This window comes from Pseudomonas sp. GW821-FHT09E12, from assembly GCF_059416085.1.
Genome location: NZ_JBWKOM010000001.1, coordinates 673,975 through 690,516, shown reverse-complemented (window position 1 = coordinate 690,516; position 16,542 = coordinate 673,975). Strand labels below are relative to the sequence as shown.

The 16,542-nt window shown below is 61.9% G+C and carries 13 protein-coding genes and 1 pseudogene; 5 read left to right on the top strand and 9 right to left on the bottom strand.

Annotated features, from left to right (window positions below; genetic code table 11):
• Nucleotides 1-51: 51 nt before the first annotated feature.
• A pseudogene (locus AC07PQ_RS03180) lies at nt 52-225 on the top strand (ATP-binding protein); the annotation flags it as partial.
• Between the two features lie 470 nt (nt 226-695).
• Here AC07PQ_RS03180 and AC07PQ_RS03175 read toward each other — a convergent pair.
• The 3 genes from AC07PQ_RS03175 to AC07PQ_RS03165 form a co-directional block, all read right to left on the bottom strand.
• The gene (locus AC07PQ_RS03175) at nt 696-968 is read right to left on the bottom strand and encodes a hypothetical protein (protein WP_007927368.1); all 273 of its coding nucleotides are present in this window, start codon (nt 966-968) and stop codon (nt 696-698) included.
• Nucleotides 969-1,247: 279 nt separating this feature from the next.
• On the bottom strand, nt 1,248-2,108 hold the full coding sequence (locus tag AC07PQ_RS03170) for a Kiwa anti-phage protein KwaB-like domain-containing protein (RefSeq protein ID WP_493184454.1): 861 nt from the start codon (nt 2,106-2,108) through the stop codon (nt 1,248-1,250).
• Complete coding sequence (locus AC07PQ_RS03165; RefSeq protein ID WP_493184455.1) at nt 2,105-2,638, bottom strand: KwaA family protein; 534 nt, start codon at nt 2,636-2,638, stop codon at nt 2,105-2,107. The genes AC07PQ_RS03170 and AC07PQ_RS03165 overlap by 4 nt, the downstream gene beginning before the upstream one ends.
• A 738-nt stretch (nt 2,639-3,376) precedes the next feature.
• On the opposite strand from AC07PQ_RS03165, the gene AC07PQ_RS03160 reads away from it, so the two are divergent.
• From AC07PQ_RS03160 to AC07PQ_RS03145, 4 genes are all read left to right on the top strand, one after another.
• Nucleotides 3,377-3,763 (top strand): RidA family protein, encoded by a 387-nt coding sequence (locus AC07PQ_RS03160; RefSeq protein ID WP_007927369.1) that lies wholly within the window; start codon nt 3,377-3,379, stop codon nt 3,761-3,763.
• A gap of 238 nt (nt 3,764-4,001) precedes the next feature.
• Nucleotides 4,002-4,766: an IclR family transcriptional regulator gene (locus AC07PQ_RS03155; protein ID WP_009044425.1), complete on the top strand. Its 765-nt coding sequence runs from the start codon at nt 4,002-4,004 to the stop codon at nt 4,764-4,766.
• A gap of 37 nt (nt 4,767-4,803) precedes the next feature.
• Nucleotides 4,804-6,021 carry an amino acid deaminase gene (locus tag AC07PQ_RS03150; RefSeq protein ID WP_493184456.1) on the top strand — a complete coding sequence of 406 codons (1,218 nt, stop codon included), beginning with the start codon at nt 4,804-4,806 and terminating at the stop codon, nt 6,019-6,021.
• Between the two features lie 160 nt (nt 6,022-6,181).
• On the top strand, nt 6,182-7,099 hold the full coding sequence (locus AC07PQ_RS03145; protein ID WP_493184457.1) for a sugar kinase: 918 nt from the start codon (nt 6,182-6,184) through the stop codon (nt 7,097-7,099).
• 195 nt (nt 7,100-7,294) lie between these two features.
• On the opposite strand, the gene AC07PQ_RS03140 is transcribed toward AC07PQ_RS03145, so the two are convergent.
• The 6 genes from AC07PQ_RS03140 to AC07PQ_RS03115 form a co-directional block, all read right to left on the bottom strand.
• Nucleotides 7,295-7,570 carry a peptidylprolyl isomerase gene (locus tag AC07PQ_RS03140; protein ID WP_007932676.1) on the bottom strand — a complete coding sequence of 92 codons (276 nt, stop codon included), beginning with the start codon at nt 7,568-7,570 and terminating at the stop codon, nt 7,295-7,297.
• 52 nt (nt 7,571-7,622) lie between these two features.
• Nucleotides 7,623-10,160 carry a PAS domain-containing protein gene (locus AC07PQ_RS03135; RefSeq protein WP_493184458.1) on the bottom strand — a complete coding sequence of 846 codons (2,538 nt, stop codon included), beginning with the start codon at nt 10,158-10,160 and terminating at the stop codon, nt 7,623-7,625.
• Between the two features lie 178 nt (nt 10,161-10,338).
• The gene (locus AC07PQ_RS03130; protein ID WP_493184459.1) at nt 10,339-12,294 is read right to left on the bottom strand and encodes an acetoacetate--CoA ligase; all 1,956 of its coding nucleotides are present in this window, start codon (nt 12,292-12,294) and stop codon (nt 10,339-10,341) included.
• A gap of 157 nt (nt 12,295-12,451) precedes the next feature.
• The gene (hbdH, locus tag AC07PQ_RS03125) at nt 12,452-13,237 is read right to left on the bottom strand and encodes a 3-hydroxybutyrate dehydrogenase (RefSeq protein ID WP_493184460.1); all 786 of its coding nucleotides are present in this window, start codon (nt 13,235-13,237) and stop codon (nt 12,452-12,454) included.
• A 7-nt stretch (nt 13,238-13,244) separates the two neighbouring features.
• A complete protein-coding gene (locus tag AC07PQ_RS03120) occupies nt 13,245-14,636 on the bottom strand; it encodes a GntP family permease (RefSeq protein WP_007924461.1) in 1,392 nt (463 codons plus the stop codon).
• Between the two features lie 285 nt (nt 14,637-14,921).
• Complete coding sequence (locus AC07PQ_RS03115; RefSeq protein ID WP_493184461.1) at nt 14,922-16,340, bottom strand: sigma-54 interaction domain-containing protein; 1,419 nt, start codon at nt 16,338-16,340, stop codon at nt 14,922-14,924.
• Nucleotides 16,341-16,542 lie beyond the last annotated feature (202 nt).

The following is a 16,542-nucleotide window of genomic DNA, read 5'->3' as shown; positions in this document are numbered from 1 at the left end:
CCAGACTATCGGCCGCAGGTGGATTCACATTAGGCGTGCAGCCTTAACAAAAGCGTGGTCATCACGATCAACCTCAGCTTCTCGGAATGGTCGAGCGTATTTGGTGGCGCCAAGATGACCATGGCGTTGCTGGATCGGCTGACACACCACTGCCACATCGTCGAAACGGGCAACGAGTCCTATTGCCTGCAACACAGCAGGTTGGTCGCCCAGACAAAGATCAAACACGACATATCCATTGCTGCGGTCACGGCGGCTTATGGTTTCGCCCTTACGGCGGGTCACTTTTTACAAGCTTCTGTAGGAGCGAGGCCCAGTTCAGGCTTGCCCGCGATGGCGTCTGTGCTGGCGCTGCATTTTTTGGACGGGGTACATATCCATTCCTGCGGTCACGGCCGCTTATGGTTCCGCCCTTACGGCGGGTCACTTTTGGCAAACGCCCGGAATGCCGGCCCAGCCAAAAGTAACCAAAAGGTCTCGCCCCTGGCGTACGGCCTTCGCTCCGGCGTCCATCAGGGGGCATCGACTCCGGTCGGCTTCGCTTCGACCTCCATACGATGTCCTCGACTGCGTCGAGGGGCGCTGCGCGCCATCCCCCTGATGAACGCCTCCACTCGGCCTCCCGATGGGGCGGGTGGATCAAAGGCCAAAGCCAAAGCACAGCAAGAGCAAGAGCAAGAGCCAAGGCGGTTCGGTTAAGGCTCTGGCAACTCCATCGCCCGTTGTTCAACCACGTGCAACACATCGCATCCGTCCTGCAACAACAAGGTTGCCACGCTGGAGAAGCGCATCAGGTCGAGGTCGTCGGCGTTGCGGCTGGTCATGCCGGACACGCTGTCCAGCATGTCCCGGGCAGCGCGGATGCGCAGGCCGGCGTAGGTCAGCAGGTCAAGCAAGGGGGCTTGAGGGTTGATAAAGGCGACGGGGTGGTCGGTGGTGTTGGAGGAGGTGAGAGGTTGGAAATCCATAACGGTGACGCTCCATGAAGGAATTTTAGGGTGTGCTCATGGAGATTCGGACGGCCAAATCCGGTCGCTGACTAGCAGGGACATAAAGACTGTAGAAGCTCAGGGTTATGAAGGCAATATATATGTGAGATGAGTCGTATTATCAGAAAAAACCTACGTTGCGTGAGGAGTTTGGAAGGAGTGATAGTGAGCTTATTTTTTTTGGGGGGGGATTGTTTGGTGTTAATAAGAGATGTGGGGGAAGGGCAGTTGAAAATAACTTCGACTGCCCCGTGATCACTAGTCAGCAATTCTCTTTGAATTTGATATGAAATGTGTTCTAGATAGCGGCGACTCATAATAGTCTTCATCTAGGAAGCGCAATAATTTTCGGAGTTCTGTGCGGTTTGTTGGGATCTCAATTTTACCATCTTCACTAAGGTTGATGGGGAACTGAAATGTAGAGGCTACTGCGATGATGTCTTGAACGGAATAGTTTTCCAAAACAGCAGACTGCCTAATTAGAGATATTTTCTTACGTACCTGCGGTCCTGCGGACTCCAGGAAATCATCTACATTTGCCACTGAGAGCTTTTCATGCCTAGCGAAGCTAGTAACCTCCTCGTTTGTGGCTTCTTTAAAATATTCGCTAAGATCGAAGACTCTTCGGGTAAAGTGAAAACTCTGAAATTTTAGTGTGCCATTATCAATTACAGCAAGCAGTTTTGTGTCTAGAGATAGGCCGGAGTCAGTCATTTTTTGAAATTGATTACCTGCAAAAAACATTGCTAGCCCACTTCGTGCAATGAGTCTTCTTCTTTCAAAAAGTTGAATTAGTATCTGTAATTGGTTACTTGGGTGCCCCATAAAAATGGCCTTTACTGAGTCTAGGCTATGAGTTCCTGGGTTGTATTGGTCTATCGATAAAGGGCTTGCGATGGCATTTGATAATCCGTCAATATCGATGAAGTCGTTAATTGCTAATAGTTCGCCTTCTTCAGGAGTATAACGACCATCGAATGGTACAACTGTATCGACCCCCTCGAAAAATGCATCACCTTGAGTTTCAAAGATTGCGGAAATTTCCTCTCTCAATTCTGCTGAAAGCGGAAATCTAATTATTCTTGAACCGGCAACATCTGTAAGTGCGAAGAGATTCATGTTTTATCCTTTATGTCTGCTTCAAGTATTCCATACTCACTTAATTGAACAACTTTTCTGATGCTTGTGACGTTGTTGATGGCCCGTTTGCTGATTAGTAGGTAGGTTATACCCTCTTGAGTTTCAATTTCATAAAAATGAAATCCTAATAGTCCTAAGACTGGATTTACCTGTAGTGCATGTGTGGTCCAAAGTACGAATATCAACATTAAGCAGGCTAGTACCCAAGCTCCAATATCTACATGAGTTTGGCCTTTGAAAATTAGAGGTAAAGCATAGGCGATAAAAAATCCAACTACCTCTTTGTCAGCGCTTTTTGCCTTTTTTATTATTATCGGTAGTTGTTCAAATTTAGTAGAGGCTGAACTTATAATCCAGCTTGAAATTATTCCTAATATAATGCAGCAACAAATAGCCCAAATAGCCATTAACCAATCATGGTCGCGAGTGGCGAAAATATAAGCTAATGAAACAGACAATGGTGCAATGGCTGTTAGTGTTAGCAAGACTTTTGTTGGCTTTCCTAGCATGTTGCCTCCGTAGAGTCTCGTTTGGATCATAGCCTAAGGTTCGGAGTTTGCTCTGTAGACTTAGGTCAGATGGATAAAGAAAAAGTATAGGAAATTATACTGTATGTATATACAGTTATCAAGGCGCGATACGGTATGCTTTGGAGAGTATTGTTGCGCAGTTGATGCTCAATTCTGGATTGATGGCGTTGCTTTACTGGGGCTTTCTGAACTGACTCATTAGTGTCACGTCATGCCTCATTTAAGCCTTTTCCTTCGTTGATCGTAGCTTTTCCGTATCACCGACTCCCATTCTTCTCTGCTATACCATCGCCCAGATCAAACCTCATCAATTTCCCCATCCCCCTGTCATCCGACCCCACCCCATGGCACACTTCACGCCATTAATTCCGCTATTTAATACATTTTTCCGTTGTAGTGGAATTTTGCCGCCCTTGAAATGTTTGTTATGCATCACAGTCTCCCTTGTTTAAAGCGGATGTTTTGCTCGTGGCGTCGTTGGCTTCTTCTGTGAGTGCCATTCAAGTAGTGGATAGCAAGCGGAATGCTGTGTTCAAACGTGGTCATTGATGGTGGGGATCGGCAGTACCAATGCGCAGTGGCATTCCAGGATGAATTACATATGGCAAGGCGCAGTCGTCGAGCAATAGCTGTCGGAAGCTTAGGTGCTACGTTTGGTCTGGCTTCTTAAGAATCCAGGTTTTCAACCCATTCATTTTTCAATCAGGAGAAACACCCATGAGCATCACTCGCTACGGCACCGGCAGTACCGCCGGCGGTGGCCAACCCCGTCCTTTCGCTCGTGCCGTTGAGGCCGATGGTTGGTTGTATGTGTCTGGCCAGGTGCCGGCACTGGATGGCGAAATTATTCATGGCGGGATCGTTGAGCAGACGCATCAGACGATGCGCAATGTGGTGGCGATTCTGGAGGAGGCGGGGTACGGGCTGGAGGATGTGGTGCGGGTTGGGGTGTGGCTGGAGGATCCGCGGGATTTCTGGAGTTTCAACAAGGTGTTCGGTGAGTATTTCAAGCCGGAGCATGCGCCGGCGCGGGCCTGTGTGCAGGCCAGCATGATGGTGGATTGCAAGGTTGAGATCGATTGTGTGGCTTACAAGAAGAAGTAGGGCTGTAGGCCGCTGATCGCGAGCAAGCTCGCTCCTACAGGGGCGGGTTCGTTGTAGCCGCTGCCGAGCTTTGGCGAGGCTGCGATCGACCCCGCAGGGGGCGCGACGATTTCAAGAGCTTGCGCCCGCGTTGCGGTCGATCGCAGCCTCGCGGGCTCGGCAGCGGCTACGGGGATAGGGGCAATGCCGGGGTTTTGGGGCGCCGGAAATTTCGCAGTTTTTTGCAAAAGGCACAGACATGACCGAAGACACCATCAAGCGCCGGGCCAAGGGGTTGGACCGGGCGTTCGATATTCTCGATTTCCTCAAGGAGATCGGCCAGCCGTTGCGGCCCAACGATATCGCCAAGGGGATCGGCAGCCCCAAGTCCACGGTGTACGAGCTGGTGGCGTCCCTGCTGGAGCGGCGGGTTCTGGAGCCGGTGGGCCAGGATGGGCATGTGTACCTGGGGCGTCAGCTGTACTTTCTTGGGCAGGCCCATCTGCGCCATTTCGACCTGACCCGCGAGGCCGACTCGGCCTTGCAGGAGATCGTCAGCCAGACCCGCGAGACCGCACAGATGTGCCTGCTCAACGGGCGCAAATACACGGTGGCGCTGATGAAGGAGGGCGAGCGGCATTTCCGCATTTCCTCGAATATCGGCGAGAACGCGCCGATTCCCTGGACCGCTTCCGGGCGGCTGTTGCTGGGGCATTTGAGCGATGAGCAGATCGTCGAGTTGATCGACGAGCGCGACTTCATGCTCCCCGACGGGGAACGCCTGCCTGTGGCGACCTTCCTCAAGGAAATCCGCCAGGCCACGCAGGACGGTTTCTTTTCCTTCGACAGCGTGGCCGACACCTTTACCCATTGCTTCGCCGCCCCGGTGCGGGACGAGCGCGGGGTGTGCATCTGCACCCTGTGCATCGTCGCGCCACGGGCCGATGCCCAGAACAATTACGCCGACTACCGCCGGGTGCTGATCGACAGCGCGAATCGCCTGGCCCGTCGCATCAACGACTAATGTCAGCCCCTGTGGCTGCGCCGTAAGGAGTTCGAATATGCCTTCTGCCTTGATCAATGCCGCGGTGGAAAAGGGCGCCGCCCAACCGGGTGTCAGCCTGGTGCGCGATGTCAGCCTGCCGGCGCTGGTGCTGCACCGCGCGGCGCTGGAACACAACATTCGCTGGATGCAGAAGTTCGTCAGCGACAGCGGCGCCGAGCTGGCGCCCCACGGCAAGACCAGCATGACCCCGGCGCTGTTCCGTCGGCAGCTGGAGGCGGGCGCCTGGGGCATCACCCTGGCCACCGCGGTGCAGACCCGCGCGGCCTATGCCCACGGTGTGCGCCGGGTGCTGATGGCCAACCAGCTGGTGGGCACGCCGAACATGGGGCTGATCGCCGAGCTGCTGGCCGACCCGACGTTCGACTTCTATTGCATGGTCGATCACCCGGACAACGTCGCCGACCTCGGGCAATTCTTCGCCGCGCGCGGGGTGCGCCTGAACGTGATGATCGAGTACGGCGTGGTCGGTGGTCGTTGTGGTTGCCGCAGCGAGCAGGAAGTACTGGCGCTGGCGCAGGCGATCCAGGCGCAACCGGCCCTGGCCTTGTGCGGCATCGAGGGTTACGAAGGAGTGATCCATGGCGATCACGCCGTCAGTGGCATCCGTGAGTTTGCCGGGTCCCTGGTGCGCCTGGCGGTGCAGTTGCAGGACGACGGGTTGTTCGCCATCGATAAGCCGATCATCACTGCCTCGGGGTCGGCCTGGTATGACCTGATCGCCGAGTCCTTCGAGGCGCAGAACGCCCAGGGGCGTTTCCTCAGCGTGCTGCGCCCCGGCAGTTACGTGGCCCACGACCATGGCATCTATAAAGAGGCGCAGTGCTGCGTGCTCGACCGGCGCAGCGACCTGCACGAAGGCCTGCGTCCGGCGCTGGAAGTCTGGGCCCATGTGCAGTCCCTGCCGGAGCCGGGGTTCGCGGTGATCGCCTTGGGCAAGCGCGATGTGGCCTATGACGCCGGCTTGCCGGTGCCGTTGTTGCGCTACAAGCCGGGCGTGCTGCCGGCCAGGGGCTATGATGTCAGTGCCTGCAAGGTCACGGCGGTGATGGACCAGCATGCGTTCATGACCGTGGCGCCGGGGGTTGAGTTGCGGGTGGGGGACATTATTGCTTTTGGTACTTCGCACCCGTGTCTGACCTTTGATAAGTGGCGCACCGGGTTGCTGGTGGATGAGCGGCTGGATGTGTTGGAGAGCATGGAGACCTGTTTCTAAGGTGGGGCTGGCACCTGCTGCGCAGGTGATCGCGGGCAAGCCTCGCTCCTACGGATATGAGGCGTACACGCCTTGGCAAACGACACCAACCTTGTAGGAGCGAGGCTTGCCCGCGAAGACGTTCTTTCTCACAACAAAAAACTCTCAGAGACACCCCACCATGAACACCTGCACCACCGGGAAACGCATCGCCCTGATCGGCGAATGCATGATCGAACTGCAACACCGCGCCGACGGCAGCCTGCAACAGAGCTTCGGCGGCGACACCTTGAACACCGCGGTGTACCTGGCCCGTGAATTGGGCGAGGGCGCCCATGTCGACTATGTCACCGCCCTCGGTGACGACAGTTTCAGCGATGCGATGTGCCAGAGCTGGGCCGAGGAAGGCATCGGCCTGGGCATGGTCCAGCGCCTGCCGGGGCGCTTGCCCGGGTTGTACTGCATCCAGACCGACGCCAAGGGCGAGCGGCGCTTTCTTTACTGGCGCAACGAAGCGGCGGTGCGCGACTGTTTCACCACCCCCGCGGCCGAGCCGATCCTCGCGGCGTTGCCGACCTACGCGGTGCTGTATTTCAGCGGCATCACCCTGGCGGTGCTCGGCGAGTTGGGGCGCAAGAAGCTGATCGAGACCTTGGTTGAAGCACGCAAGCGTGGGGCGCAGATCGTCTTCGACAACAACTACCGGCCACGGCTCTGGGCCTCGGTGGAGCAGGCGCAGGCGGCTTATCGCGAGGCGCTGGCCTATGTCGATCTGGCGCTGTTGACGGTGGATGATGAGCAGGCGCTGTTCGGTTATGCCGACAGCCAGGCGGTATTGGCGGCCTACGCGGACACCCCGGAAGTGGTGCTCAAGCGGGGCGCCGAAGCGTGCCTGATCCGCTGTGGCGGCGAGTCGTTCGAGGTGCCGGCGCAGCGGGTGGAGCAGGTGGTGGACACCACTGCAGCGGGGGATTCGTTCAGTGCGGCGTATCTGGCGTGTCGCTTGAAAGGCGGCAGTCCGCAGCAGGCGGCGCAGGCCGGGCATCGCTTGGCGAGCCGGGTGATCCAGGTGCCGGGGGCGTTGATCCCAAGACCTTGAGGCAACCCTGTAGCCGCTGCCGAGCCTGCGAGGCTGCGAGGCTGCGATCGGCACCGCAGGGGCCGCAAAACCTGGCGACGCGGTCTACCTGAAAAATTGGGGATACCGCCCTTGCGCCGGCTGCGCCGTCGATCGCAGCCTCGCAGGCTCGGCAGCGGCTACAGGGGCGTGGTCGAAGCGTGGTGAGCGACGCGGTCAATCGCGGTAGAACACCTGCACCAGGTGATAGCCGAACTTGCTCTTGATCGGCCCGTGCACGGTGCGCAGGGGTTTTTTGAAGATCACCTGGTCGATGGCCCCGACCATCTGCCCCGGCCGCACTTCACCCAGGTCGCCGCCGCGTTTGCCGGAGGGGCAGGTGGAGTATTTCTTCGCCAGCACGTCGAAGGCTTCGCCCTTGGCGATGCGCTGCTTGAGCTGTTCGGCCTCTTCGGCGGTTTTCACCAGGATGTGGCGGGCTTGGGCTTTCATGGGGAAGTTACCTTGAAACGGTGCGGACGGCGGGGGCGGATTATGCCTGAAATCAGCCCTGCCGGCCGATCATCTGACGAATCTTCTGGGCCAGCGCCTCGATGGAAAACGGCTTGGCGATCAGGTCCATGCCAGCGTCGAGAAAGCCCTGGCGCTCGGCGGCCTTTTCCGCGTAACCGGTCATGAACAGCACCTTGAGTTGCGGCCGCTGCTGGCGGGCGATCTCCGCCAGCTGCCGGCCGTTCATGCCCGGCAGGCCGACGTCGGTCACCAGCAGGTCGACGCGCCGCTCGGACTCCAGCAACGGCAAGGCGCTCTTGGCGTCCTCGGCCTCGAAGGCGCTGTAGCCCAGTTCGCTCAGCACGTTGAGCACCAGCATGCGCACCGCCGGGTCGTCCTCCACCAGCATCACCGATTCGCCGGCCACCGCGTACGGCGCTTCGACGCTGGCCGGTGCCGGGCTGTCGGTTTGGGCACCGCTGTACAGGCGCGGCAGGTACAGGCGCACGCAGGTGCCCTGGCCCGGTTCGCTGCTGATGGTCAGGTGGCCGCCGGATTGCTGGGCGAAGCCGTAGATCATCGACAGCCCCAGGCCCGTGCCCTGGCCGATGGGCTTGGTGGTGAAGAACGGGTCGAAGGCCTTGGCCAGCACTCGCGGGGTCATGCCGGCGCCGTTGTCGCTGACGCCGAGCATCACGTAGTCGCCGGCCTTGACCGGTTCCAGGGTGCCCAGGTCGCTGCCGTTGAGGTAGCTGTTGGCGGTCTCGATGGTCAGCACGCCGCCGTCGGGCATGGCGTCGCGGGCGTTGATCACCAGGTTGAGCAGGGCGTTTTCCAGCTGGCTGGCGTCGCTGTTGATCGACCAGACGTTGGCGCCCAGGTTCATCTTCAGCTCGATATGCTCGCCCTTGGTGTGGTTGAACAGGTCCTGCAGCGAACGCACCAGCTGGTTCGGTTCCAGCGGCCGGCGGTCCAGCGACTGGCGCCGGGAGAACGCCAGCAGGCGGTGGGTGAGGGCGGCCGCGCGCTTGGCCGAGGACATCGCGGCCTCGGTGAAACGGCCGATTTCCGCGCTGCGGTCGGCGTCGATGTAGCGCTGCATCAGCTCCAGGCTGCCGATGATTCCGGTGAGCATGTTGTTGAAGTCGTGGGCGATGCCGCCGGTGAGCTGGCCCACGGCTTCCATCTTCTGTGCATGGCGCAGGGCGTTTTCGGCGCGTTCGCGTTCGAACATCTCGCTCTGCAGGCGCTGGTTGGCGGCGGCCAGCGCCTGGGTGCGCTCGGCCACCCGTTCTTCCAGGGTTTCGTTGAGGTTGCGCAGGGCTTCCTCGGTCTGTTTGCGCTCGGTCTCGTCGATCACGAAGATGTAGAAACCATTGATCGCGCCGTCGGCGCCGTAGCGTGGCAGGTACTTCATCAGCGCGTGCCGCGCGCGCCCGTCGCGGTGCGGCGAGTTGGCTTCAAAGCTGCAGGGTTTGCCGGCCAGGGCGGCGGCGATCTTGTCGGCGCGGGTGGCGTAGATCTCGTCCCCCACCACTTCGCGGATGGTCCGCCCGTACAGCTCCTGCGGGGTCAGGCCGTACCAGTCGAGGTAGGCGCTGTTGTTCAGGCGAAAGCGCTCTTCGTGGTCGACGTAGCCGATCAGTACCGGCATGGCGTTGATGATCAACTGCAATTCGGTCTGGCTCTGGCGCAGCGCCTGTTCCATCTGCTTGCGGTCGGTCAGGTCCAGGGCGGCGCCGAGGAAGCGCACCGGCCGGCCATGGTGATCCTTGTAGCAGCGCCCGCGGGCGAAGACCCAGCGGATCTGCCCGTCGGGCTGTTGCAGGCGGTATTCCTCGGCGTATTCGGTGCCGTGGGTGATGCAGTGCTTGATGCTGCGCGCCACCATGCCGCGGTCTTCCGGGTGCACGCCTTTGAGGTAGTCGCTGATGGGCAGTTGCCCGGCCTGGGCCGGGTCGATGCTGTGCAGCTGGGCGAAGTGGGCGTCGGCGATAAAGCGGTCGTCGCCGATGTCCCAGTCCCAGGTGCCGACCGCGTCGGTCGCCGCCAGCGCCAGTTGCAGGCGCTCTTCGGTTTCGTGCTGGGCCTTGAGGCTGGCCGCCGAGCGCTGCTCCAGTTCCAGGGCGATGCGCCGGCGCTCGTTGGTTTCGATGCTGGTGACCAGGATCCCGGCGACTTCGCCGCTTTCGTCGCGGATCGGGCTGTAGGTCAGGTCCAGCCAGACGTCCGACTCGCGGCCGTGGCGCAGCAGGGTGAAGGGTTTTTCGCTGAAGGTGCGCACCTGGCCTTGCAGCACGGCTTGGTAGATCGGCGCGGTGAAGTCCTGGAGTTCCGGCCAGGTCAGGTGGGTCGACTGGCCGAAGGCGCCAGGGTGCTTGTTGCCGGCCAGCAGGGCGAAACCGTCGTTGTAGATCTGTGTCAGTTGCGCGCCCCACAACAGCAGCATCGGCATTGGCGAGTGGATCACGATGTCCACCGCGGTGCGCAGGCTCTGCGGCCAGTGGTCGACCGCGCCCAGCGGCGTGGCGGCCCAGTCCAGCCGGGCAATCAGGGTTTCGGCTTCGCTGCCGGAGGGGGAGGCGTTCATGTCGGGGGTGTCCTGAGCGTGCATCACGCCGGCATTGTAGCCGCTGCCGCAGGCTGCGATCGACGGCGTAGCCAGCGCAAGGGCGGTTTTCCCGATCCAGCAGGTGGACCGCGTCGCCAAGTTTTGCGGCCCCTGCGGTGCCGGGCGCAGCCTGTGGCAGCGGCTACAGGGGCAACGATCAGTCGCGCAACTCGGGGCGATCGCGAAACTGCTCCAGCGCCTCGGGGTTGGCCAGGGCGTCGGTGTTTTTCACCGGCAGGCCGTGCACCACGTTGCGCACCGCCAGTTCGACGATCTTGCCGCTGATGGTCCGCGGGATGTCGCTGACCGCGAGGATCTTCGCCGGCACATGGCGTGGCGTGGTGTTGGCGCGGATCACCTGGCGGATCTGCTCCTGCAGGGCGTCGTCCAGTTGCACGCCGTCCTGCAGGCGCACGAACAGCACCACCCGCACGTCGTTGTCCCATTGCTGACCGATGGCCAGGCTTTCCAGGACCTGCTCGAGTTTCTCCACCTGGCGGTAGATCTCCGCGGTGCCGATGCGCACGCCGCCGGGGTTGAGCACGGCGTCCGAGCGGCCGTGAATCAGCCAGCTGCCATGGGCCAGTTGCTCGGCGTAGTCGCCCTGGGCCCAGACCCCGGGGAACTGGCTGAAGTAGGAGGCGCGCAGCTTCTCGTGCCGCGGGTCGTGCCACAGGCCGATGGGCATGGCCGGGAAATGCCGGGTGCAGACCAGTTCGCCCTTTTCGCCGACCACCGCCTGGCCCTGGTCGTTCCACACCTCGACCGCCATGCCCAGGCCCTTGCCTTGCATTTCGCCGCGGTGCACCGGCAACAGCGGGTTGCCGATGATGAAGCAGGAAATGATGTCGGTGCCGCCGGACATGGAGGCCAGGCACAGGTCCTGTTTGAACGCGCGGTACACGTAGTCGAAGCTTTGCGGCGACAGCGGCGAGCCGGTACTGAGCAGGGTCTTGAGGCTGGCCAGGGAATGGCTCTGGCGCGGCTGGATGCCGGCCTTTTCCAGGGCCACCAGGTACTTGGGGCTGGTGCCGAAAACGCTGATGCCTTCCTGGTCGATCAGGTCGATCAAGTGTTCGGGCGCCGGGTGGAACGGCGAGCCGTCGTACAGCAGCACCGTGGCGCCCACCGCCAGGGCGGAGACCAGCCAGTTCCACATCATCCAGCCGCAGGTGGTGTAGTAGAACAGCACTTCGCCGGCGCGCAGGTCGGAGTGCAGGCCGTGCTCCTTGAGGTGCTGCAACAGCACGCCGCCGGTGCTGTGGATGATGCACTTGGGCACGCCGGTGGTGCCGCTGGAATAGAGGATGTACAGCGGATGGGCGAAGGGCACGGCGACGAACGCCGGCTCGCCGCCGGAGCGGTAGAAGTCGTCCCACAGCGCGACGCTGGCCGAGGTGCGAAAGTCTTCGGCGCGGGCTTCGGGCCGCGCGTACGGCACGATGATCAGCTGTTGCAGGGACGGCAGGCGTTCGAGGATCTCGTTGACCTTGGCCGTCTGGTCGATCTGTTTGCCGGCGTAGCGGTAGCCGGCGCAGGTGATCAGCACCTTGGGTTCGATCTGGCCGAAACGGTCGATCACCCCCTGGGTGCCGAAGTCTGGCGAGGAGCTGGACCAGACGGCCCCGAGGCTGGCGGTGGCGAGCATGCCCACCAGGGTCTGCCAGGTATTGGGCATGCAGGCCGCGACCCGGTCGCCAAGGCCGACGCCGGCGGCCCGCAGGCTGTGTTGCAGGCCGGCGACATGGGCCGCCAGCTGGTTGTAGGTCAGCTGTTCGCGCTGGCCGTTCTCGTTGATCGCCACCACCGCGACGCCATCGTCACGCCGTTTGAGCAGGTGTTCGGCGAAGTTCAGGGTGGCGTCGGGAAACCACTGGGCGGCGGGCATGCCGCGGCCTTCGATCAGCACCGCGCTGGGGGGCGCATGGAACTCGACATCGAAGAAGTCGACTATGGCCTGCCAGAAGGCTTCGCGCTGCTCGATGCTCCATTGGTGCAGGGCGGGGTAGCCGTCGAGGTCCAGGTCGTGACGGTGATTGATCAAGCGCCGGAAGGCTTCCATGCGGGTCTTGCTGATGCGCTCGGCACTGGGTTGCCAGAGTAATTCGGACATGGGTGGCCTCTTGTTTTTCTAATGCACACAAAGCGATTTTCAAACGCCCTGTAGCCGCTGCCGCAGGCTGCGATCGACCGGAACGGTCGTGGCGATATCACTGGCGCTGAAAGACCCTTCGGGTCTTATCGCAGCCTGCGGCAGCGGCTACAACGGCTTACTGCGCCAGCCAGCCGCCATCGATATTCCACGCCGCGCCACGCACCTGGCTGCCGGCCTCACTGCACAAGAATAGGACCAACTCGCCCAGCTGCGAAGGCGTGACGAACTCCAGGGACGGCTGTTTTTCCGCCAGCAGGTCGTGTTGCGCCTGTTGCGGGTCGACCCCCGCGGCGATGCGGTCGTCGATTTGCTTTTGCACCAGCGGGGTCAGGACCCAGCCCGGGCAGATGGCGTTGCAGGTGACGTTGCTGGTGGCGGTCTCCAGGCCGACCACCTTGGTCAGGCCGATCACCCCGTGCTTGGCCGCCACATAGGCGGCCTTGCCCACCGAGCCGACCTGGCCATGCACCGAGGCGATGTTGACGATCCGCCCCCAGCCCTTGGCGCGCATGCCGGGCAGGCTCAGGCGGGTGCTGTGGAACACCGACGACAGGTTGATGGCGATGATCGAGTCCCAGCGCTCCACCGGGAATTCCTCGACCGCCGCCACATGCTGAATGCCGGCGTTGTTGACCAGGATGTCGACGCCGCCGAACTCGCGCTCGGCGTAGGCGAACATGTCGGCGATCTGCGCCGGGTCGCTGACGTCGGCCGGGTGATGGCCAACCTTGCCGCCGTGGTCTTTATTGAGGCGCGCGACCTCGGCGAGCACCGTCGAGGCATCGCCGAAGCCGTTGAGGATCAGGTTGGCGCCGGCCTTGGCCAGGCTCAGGGCGATCCCCAGGCCAATGCCGCTGGTGGAGCCGGTGACGAGGGCGGTCTTGCCCGCAAGATTGCTCATGAATACCTCACACAATGCCGGTGGCGTAGAAAGTGGCGATCACGACGAAGACGGCCAGGGTCTTGATCAGCGTAATGCAGAAAATGTCCTTGTAGGCTTGGCGGTGGGTCAGCCCGGTGACCGCCAGCAGGGTGATCACCGCGCCGTTGTGCGGCAGGGTGTCCATGCCGCCGCTGGCCATGGCGGCCACGCGGTGCAGCACTTCCAGCGGGATGTTGGCGGCATGGGCGGCGCTGATGAAGGTCTCCGACATGGCCGCCAGGGCGATGCTCATGCCGCCCGAGGCGGAGCCGGTGATGCCGGCCAGCAGGGTCACGGTGATGGCTTCGTTGACCAGCGGGTTGGGGATGCTTTTCAGCCAGTCCGACAGCACCAGGAAACCCGGCAAGGAGGCGATCACCGCGCCGAAACCGTATTCCGAGGCGGTGTTCATCGCCGCCAGCAGGGCGCCGCTGACCGCGCTCTTGCTGCCCTCGGCGAGCCTGCCGCGAATGGCCGAGAAGCCGAACACCAGGACCATAATGATGCCCACCAGCAAGGCGGCCTGGACCGCCCAGATGGCGGTGAGCTTGGCGACGTCGGTCTGCACCGGGGCGGCCATGCCGGCCAGGGCCAGGCTGTGGGTCTTGCCGTACCACTGGGGAATCCAGTGGGTGAACAGCAGGTTCATCAGGCCCACCAGCAGCAGCGGCGACAGGGCGATCCAGGGGTTGGGCAGCTGGATGTCGGCGGCGGTTTCCGGCTCGTTGCGCAGGTCGCTGCCGTAGCCTTCACCGGCTTTGTGCGCCTTGTTGCGCTGGCGCTGGAGAAACAGCATGCCGGCGCAGAACACGAAGACGGTGCCGATCACCCCAAGCCAGGGCGCAGCCCAGGCGGTGGTGTTGAAGAAGGTGCTGGGGATGATGTTCTGGATCTGCGGGGTGCCGGGCAGGGCGTCCATGGTGAAGGAGAACGCGCCGAGGGCGATGGTCGCCGGGATCAGGCGCTTGGGGATATTGCTCTGGCGGAACATCTCCGCGGCGAACGGGTAGACCGCGAACACCACCACGAACAGCGACACGCCGCCGTAGGTCAGCAGGGCGCAGACCAGCACGATCACCAGCATCGCCTGGCGGGTGCCGAGCAGGCGGATGGCCGCCGCGACGATGGAGCGGGAGAAGCCCGACAGCTCGATCAGCTTGCCGAACACCGCGCCGAGCAGGAACACCGGGAAGTAGAGTTTGATGAAGCCGACCATCTTCTCCATGAACACGCCGGTGAAGGCGGGCGCCACGGCGGACGGGTCGGTGAGCAGGACGGCGCCGAGGGCGGCGATGGGGGCAAAGAGGATAACGCTGTAGCCACGGTAAGCAGCCAACATCAGCAGCGCGAGGGCTGCTAGGGCAATGATCACACTCATGGTGTGTCTCTCCAGGATTGTTATTTTTGTAGGGTGTTGCGGGTGTGGGAGGGGCTATAGCGAGTTTTGTGCCATATGGTTAGGTGTTTGATTTATAAGGGTATTATTATTTTTATTAGAAGGCTTTTAGGATTTTTGTCTCTGATCTGAGACGTGTTGGCCGGGAAATTTCTATCGCGAGCAAGCTCGCTCCTACAGGTACGCTGCAAACCCCTGTAGGAGCGAGCTTGCTCGCGATGAGCGCGAAGCGCTCAAGGCTGTCTCTACATGGAGATTGATATCTCTTTATTGAGACTCTTCGATCCCCAGCGCCGCCATCTTCTTGTACAAAGTCGAGCGCCCCAGCCCCAGGCGTGCCGCGGCTTGCGCCACTTTGCCGTTGCATTGCGCCAGGGCCGACTCAATCACCTGGCGGTCGAAACGCTCCCGCGCGGCAGCGAAGGTTTCGTCGGGCTGCACTTCGGCGGCCTGGGGGCTGGCCGCGCGCGGCACCGGGCTGAAGGTGCCGATGGCCGCGCGCAGGTCGCCGGCGTTGAGCATCAGGTCGTCGCTGAGCAGGGCGGCGCGTTCAAGGACGTTGCGCAGCTCGCGGATATTGCCCGGCCAGGCGTGCTGGCCAAGCAGGGCCAGGGCATCGGGGGTCAGTTCGTGCTGGCTGCGCAGTTCTTCGAGGATGGCTTCGCTGAGGGCCGGCAGGTCGTCCAGGCGTTCGCGCAGCGGCGGCACCTGGATCGGCAGCACATTGAGGCGGTAATACAGGTCGGCGCGGAATTCGCCGCGCTTGATCGCCGCTTCCAGGTCGGTGGAGGTGGCGGCGATCACCCGCACGTCGCTCTGGATCACCTCGTTGGAGCCCACTGGCTCGAACTCTTTCTCTTGCAGCACCCGCAGCAGCTTGCTTTGCAGCGGCAGGGGCATGTCGCCGATCTCGTCGAGAAACAGCGTGCCGCCCTGGGCGATCTGCAGCTTGCCGGCGCGACCCTTGCGGTCGGCGCCGGTGAAGGCGCCGGGGGCGGTGCCGAAGAACTCGGCCTCCAGCAAGGCCTCGGGAATAGCCGCGCTGTTGATGCTGACGAAGGCCTTGTGCGCCCGTGGCGACGCGGCGTGGATGGCCTGGGCCAGCAGTTCCTTGCCGGTGCCGGTCTCGCCTTGCAGCAGCACCGGCGAGTCGGCGCTGGCGCTGCGTCGGGCACGGCGTTTGACTTCCAGGCTGGCGGCGCTGGTGCCGATGAAGTGGGCGAAGTTGTATTTGGCCTGCCGTGCCCGCAGCAGCGAGCGGGTCGAGGCCAGCTCTTCCTGCATGCTCAGGTAGCGCTTGAGCATCGGCGACAGGCTGCGCAGCTCGTCGAACAGGGCAAAGCCGATGGCGCCGATCACCGCCCCGGCGTCGTCGTGGATCGGCAGGCGCATCACCACCAGCGGGTCCTTGGGGGTGTCCTGCATGTCCAGCAGGATCGGCCGCCCGGTGCGCACCACTTCGCGCAACAGGCTGCCGGGGATCACGCTTTCGCAGGCCTTGCCGATGGCGAACGCCGCCGACTCCAGGCCGAAGCGCCGGGCGTAGCGCTCGTTCATCCAGACGATATTGGCGTCGCGGTCGACGATCACCGTGCCCTCGCTGGATTGCTCGATGATCTCGAACAGCGAACGGATCGCCAATTGGCGGACCCGCTGGTAATCCTTGAGGCTTTCGGTGTCGTTCATGGGGGAGGTCCTGAAGGGAGCGCGGCGCCGATTATGCCGGGAATCCTCGCGGCTGGCTCTTGCCTTGTAGCCGCTGCCGCAGGCTGCGATCGACCGCGCAGCGGGCGCAGGGTCTTGAGGCCGCCGGAGGTCCTTCGGACCTATCGCAGGTTCCGCCAGCGGCTACAGGGGGGGCTTCTGTAGGAGCGAGGCTTGCTCGCGA

Excerpts from the sequence above, each read along its gene's own strand:
- AC07PQ_RS03175 (WP_007927368.1), bottom strand. The coding sequence starts at position 968 with ATGGATTTCCAACCTCTCACCTCCTCCAACACCACCGACCACCCCGTC.
- AC07PQ_RS03170 (WP_493184454.1), bottom strand. The coding sequence starts at position 2,108 with ATGAATCTCTTCGCACTTACAGATGTTGCCGGTTCAAGAATAATTAGA.
- AC07PQ_RS03165 (WP_493184455.1), bottom strand. The coding sequence starts at position 2,638 with ATGCTAGGAAAGCCAACAAAAGTCTTGCTAACACTAACAGCCATTGCA.
- AC07PQ_RS03160 (WP_007927369.1), top strand. The coding sequence starts at position 3,377 with ATGAGCATCACTCGCTACGGCACCGGCAGTACCGCCGGCGGTGGCCAA.
- AC07PQ_RS03155 (WP_009044425.1), top strand. The coding sequence starts at position 4,002 with ATGACCGAAGACACCATCAAGCGCCGGGCCAAGGGGTTGGACCGGGCG.
- AC07PQ_RS03150 (WP_493184456.1), top strand. The coding sequence starts at position 4,804 with ATGCCTTCTGCCTTGATCAATGCCGCGGTGGAAAAGGGCGCCGCCCAA.
- AC07PQ_RS03145 (WP_493184457.1), top strand. The coding sequence starts at position 6,182 with ATGAACACCTGCACCACCGGGAAACGCATCGCCCTGATCGGCGAATGC.
- AC07PQ_RS03140 (WP_007932676.1), bottom strand. The coding sequence starts at position 7,570 with ATGAAAGCCCAAGCCCGCCACATCCTGGTGAAAACCGCCGAAGAGGCC.
- AC07PQ_RS03135 (WP_493184458.1), bottom strand. The coding sequence starts at position 10,160 with ATGAACGCCTCCCCCTCCGGCAGCGAAGCCGAAACCCTGATTGCCCGG.
- AC07PQ_RS03130 (WP_493184459.1), bottom strand. The coding sequence starts at position 12,294 with ATGTCCGAATTACTCTGGCAACCCAGTGCCGAGCGCATCAGCAAGACC.
- hbdH (WP_493184460.1), bottom strand. The coding sequence starts at position 13,237 with ATGAGCAATCTTGCGGGCAAGACCGCCCTCGTCACCGGCTCCACCAGC.
- AC07PQ_RS03120 (WP_007924461.1), bottom strand. The coding sequence starts at position 14,636 with ATGAGTGTGATCATTGCCCTAGCAGCCCTCGCGCTGCTGATGTTGGCT.
- AC07PQ_RS03115 (WP_493184461.1), bottom strand. The coding sequence starts at position 16,340 with ATGAACGACACCGAAAGCCTCAAGGATTACCAGCGGGTCCGCCAATTG.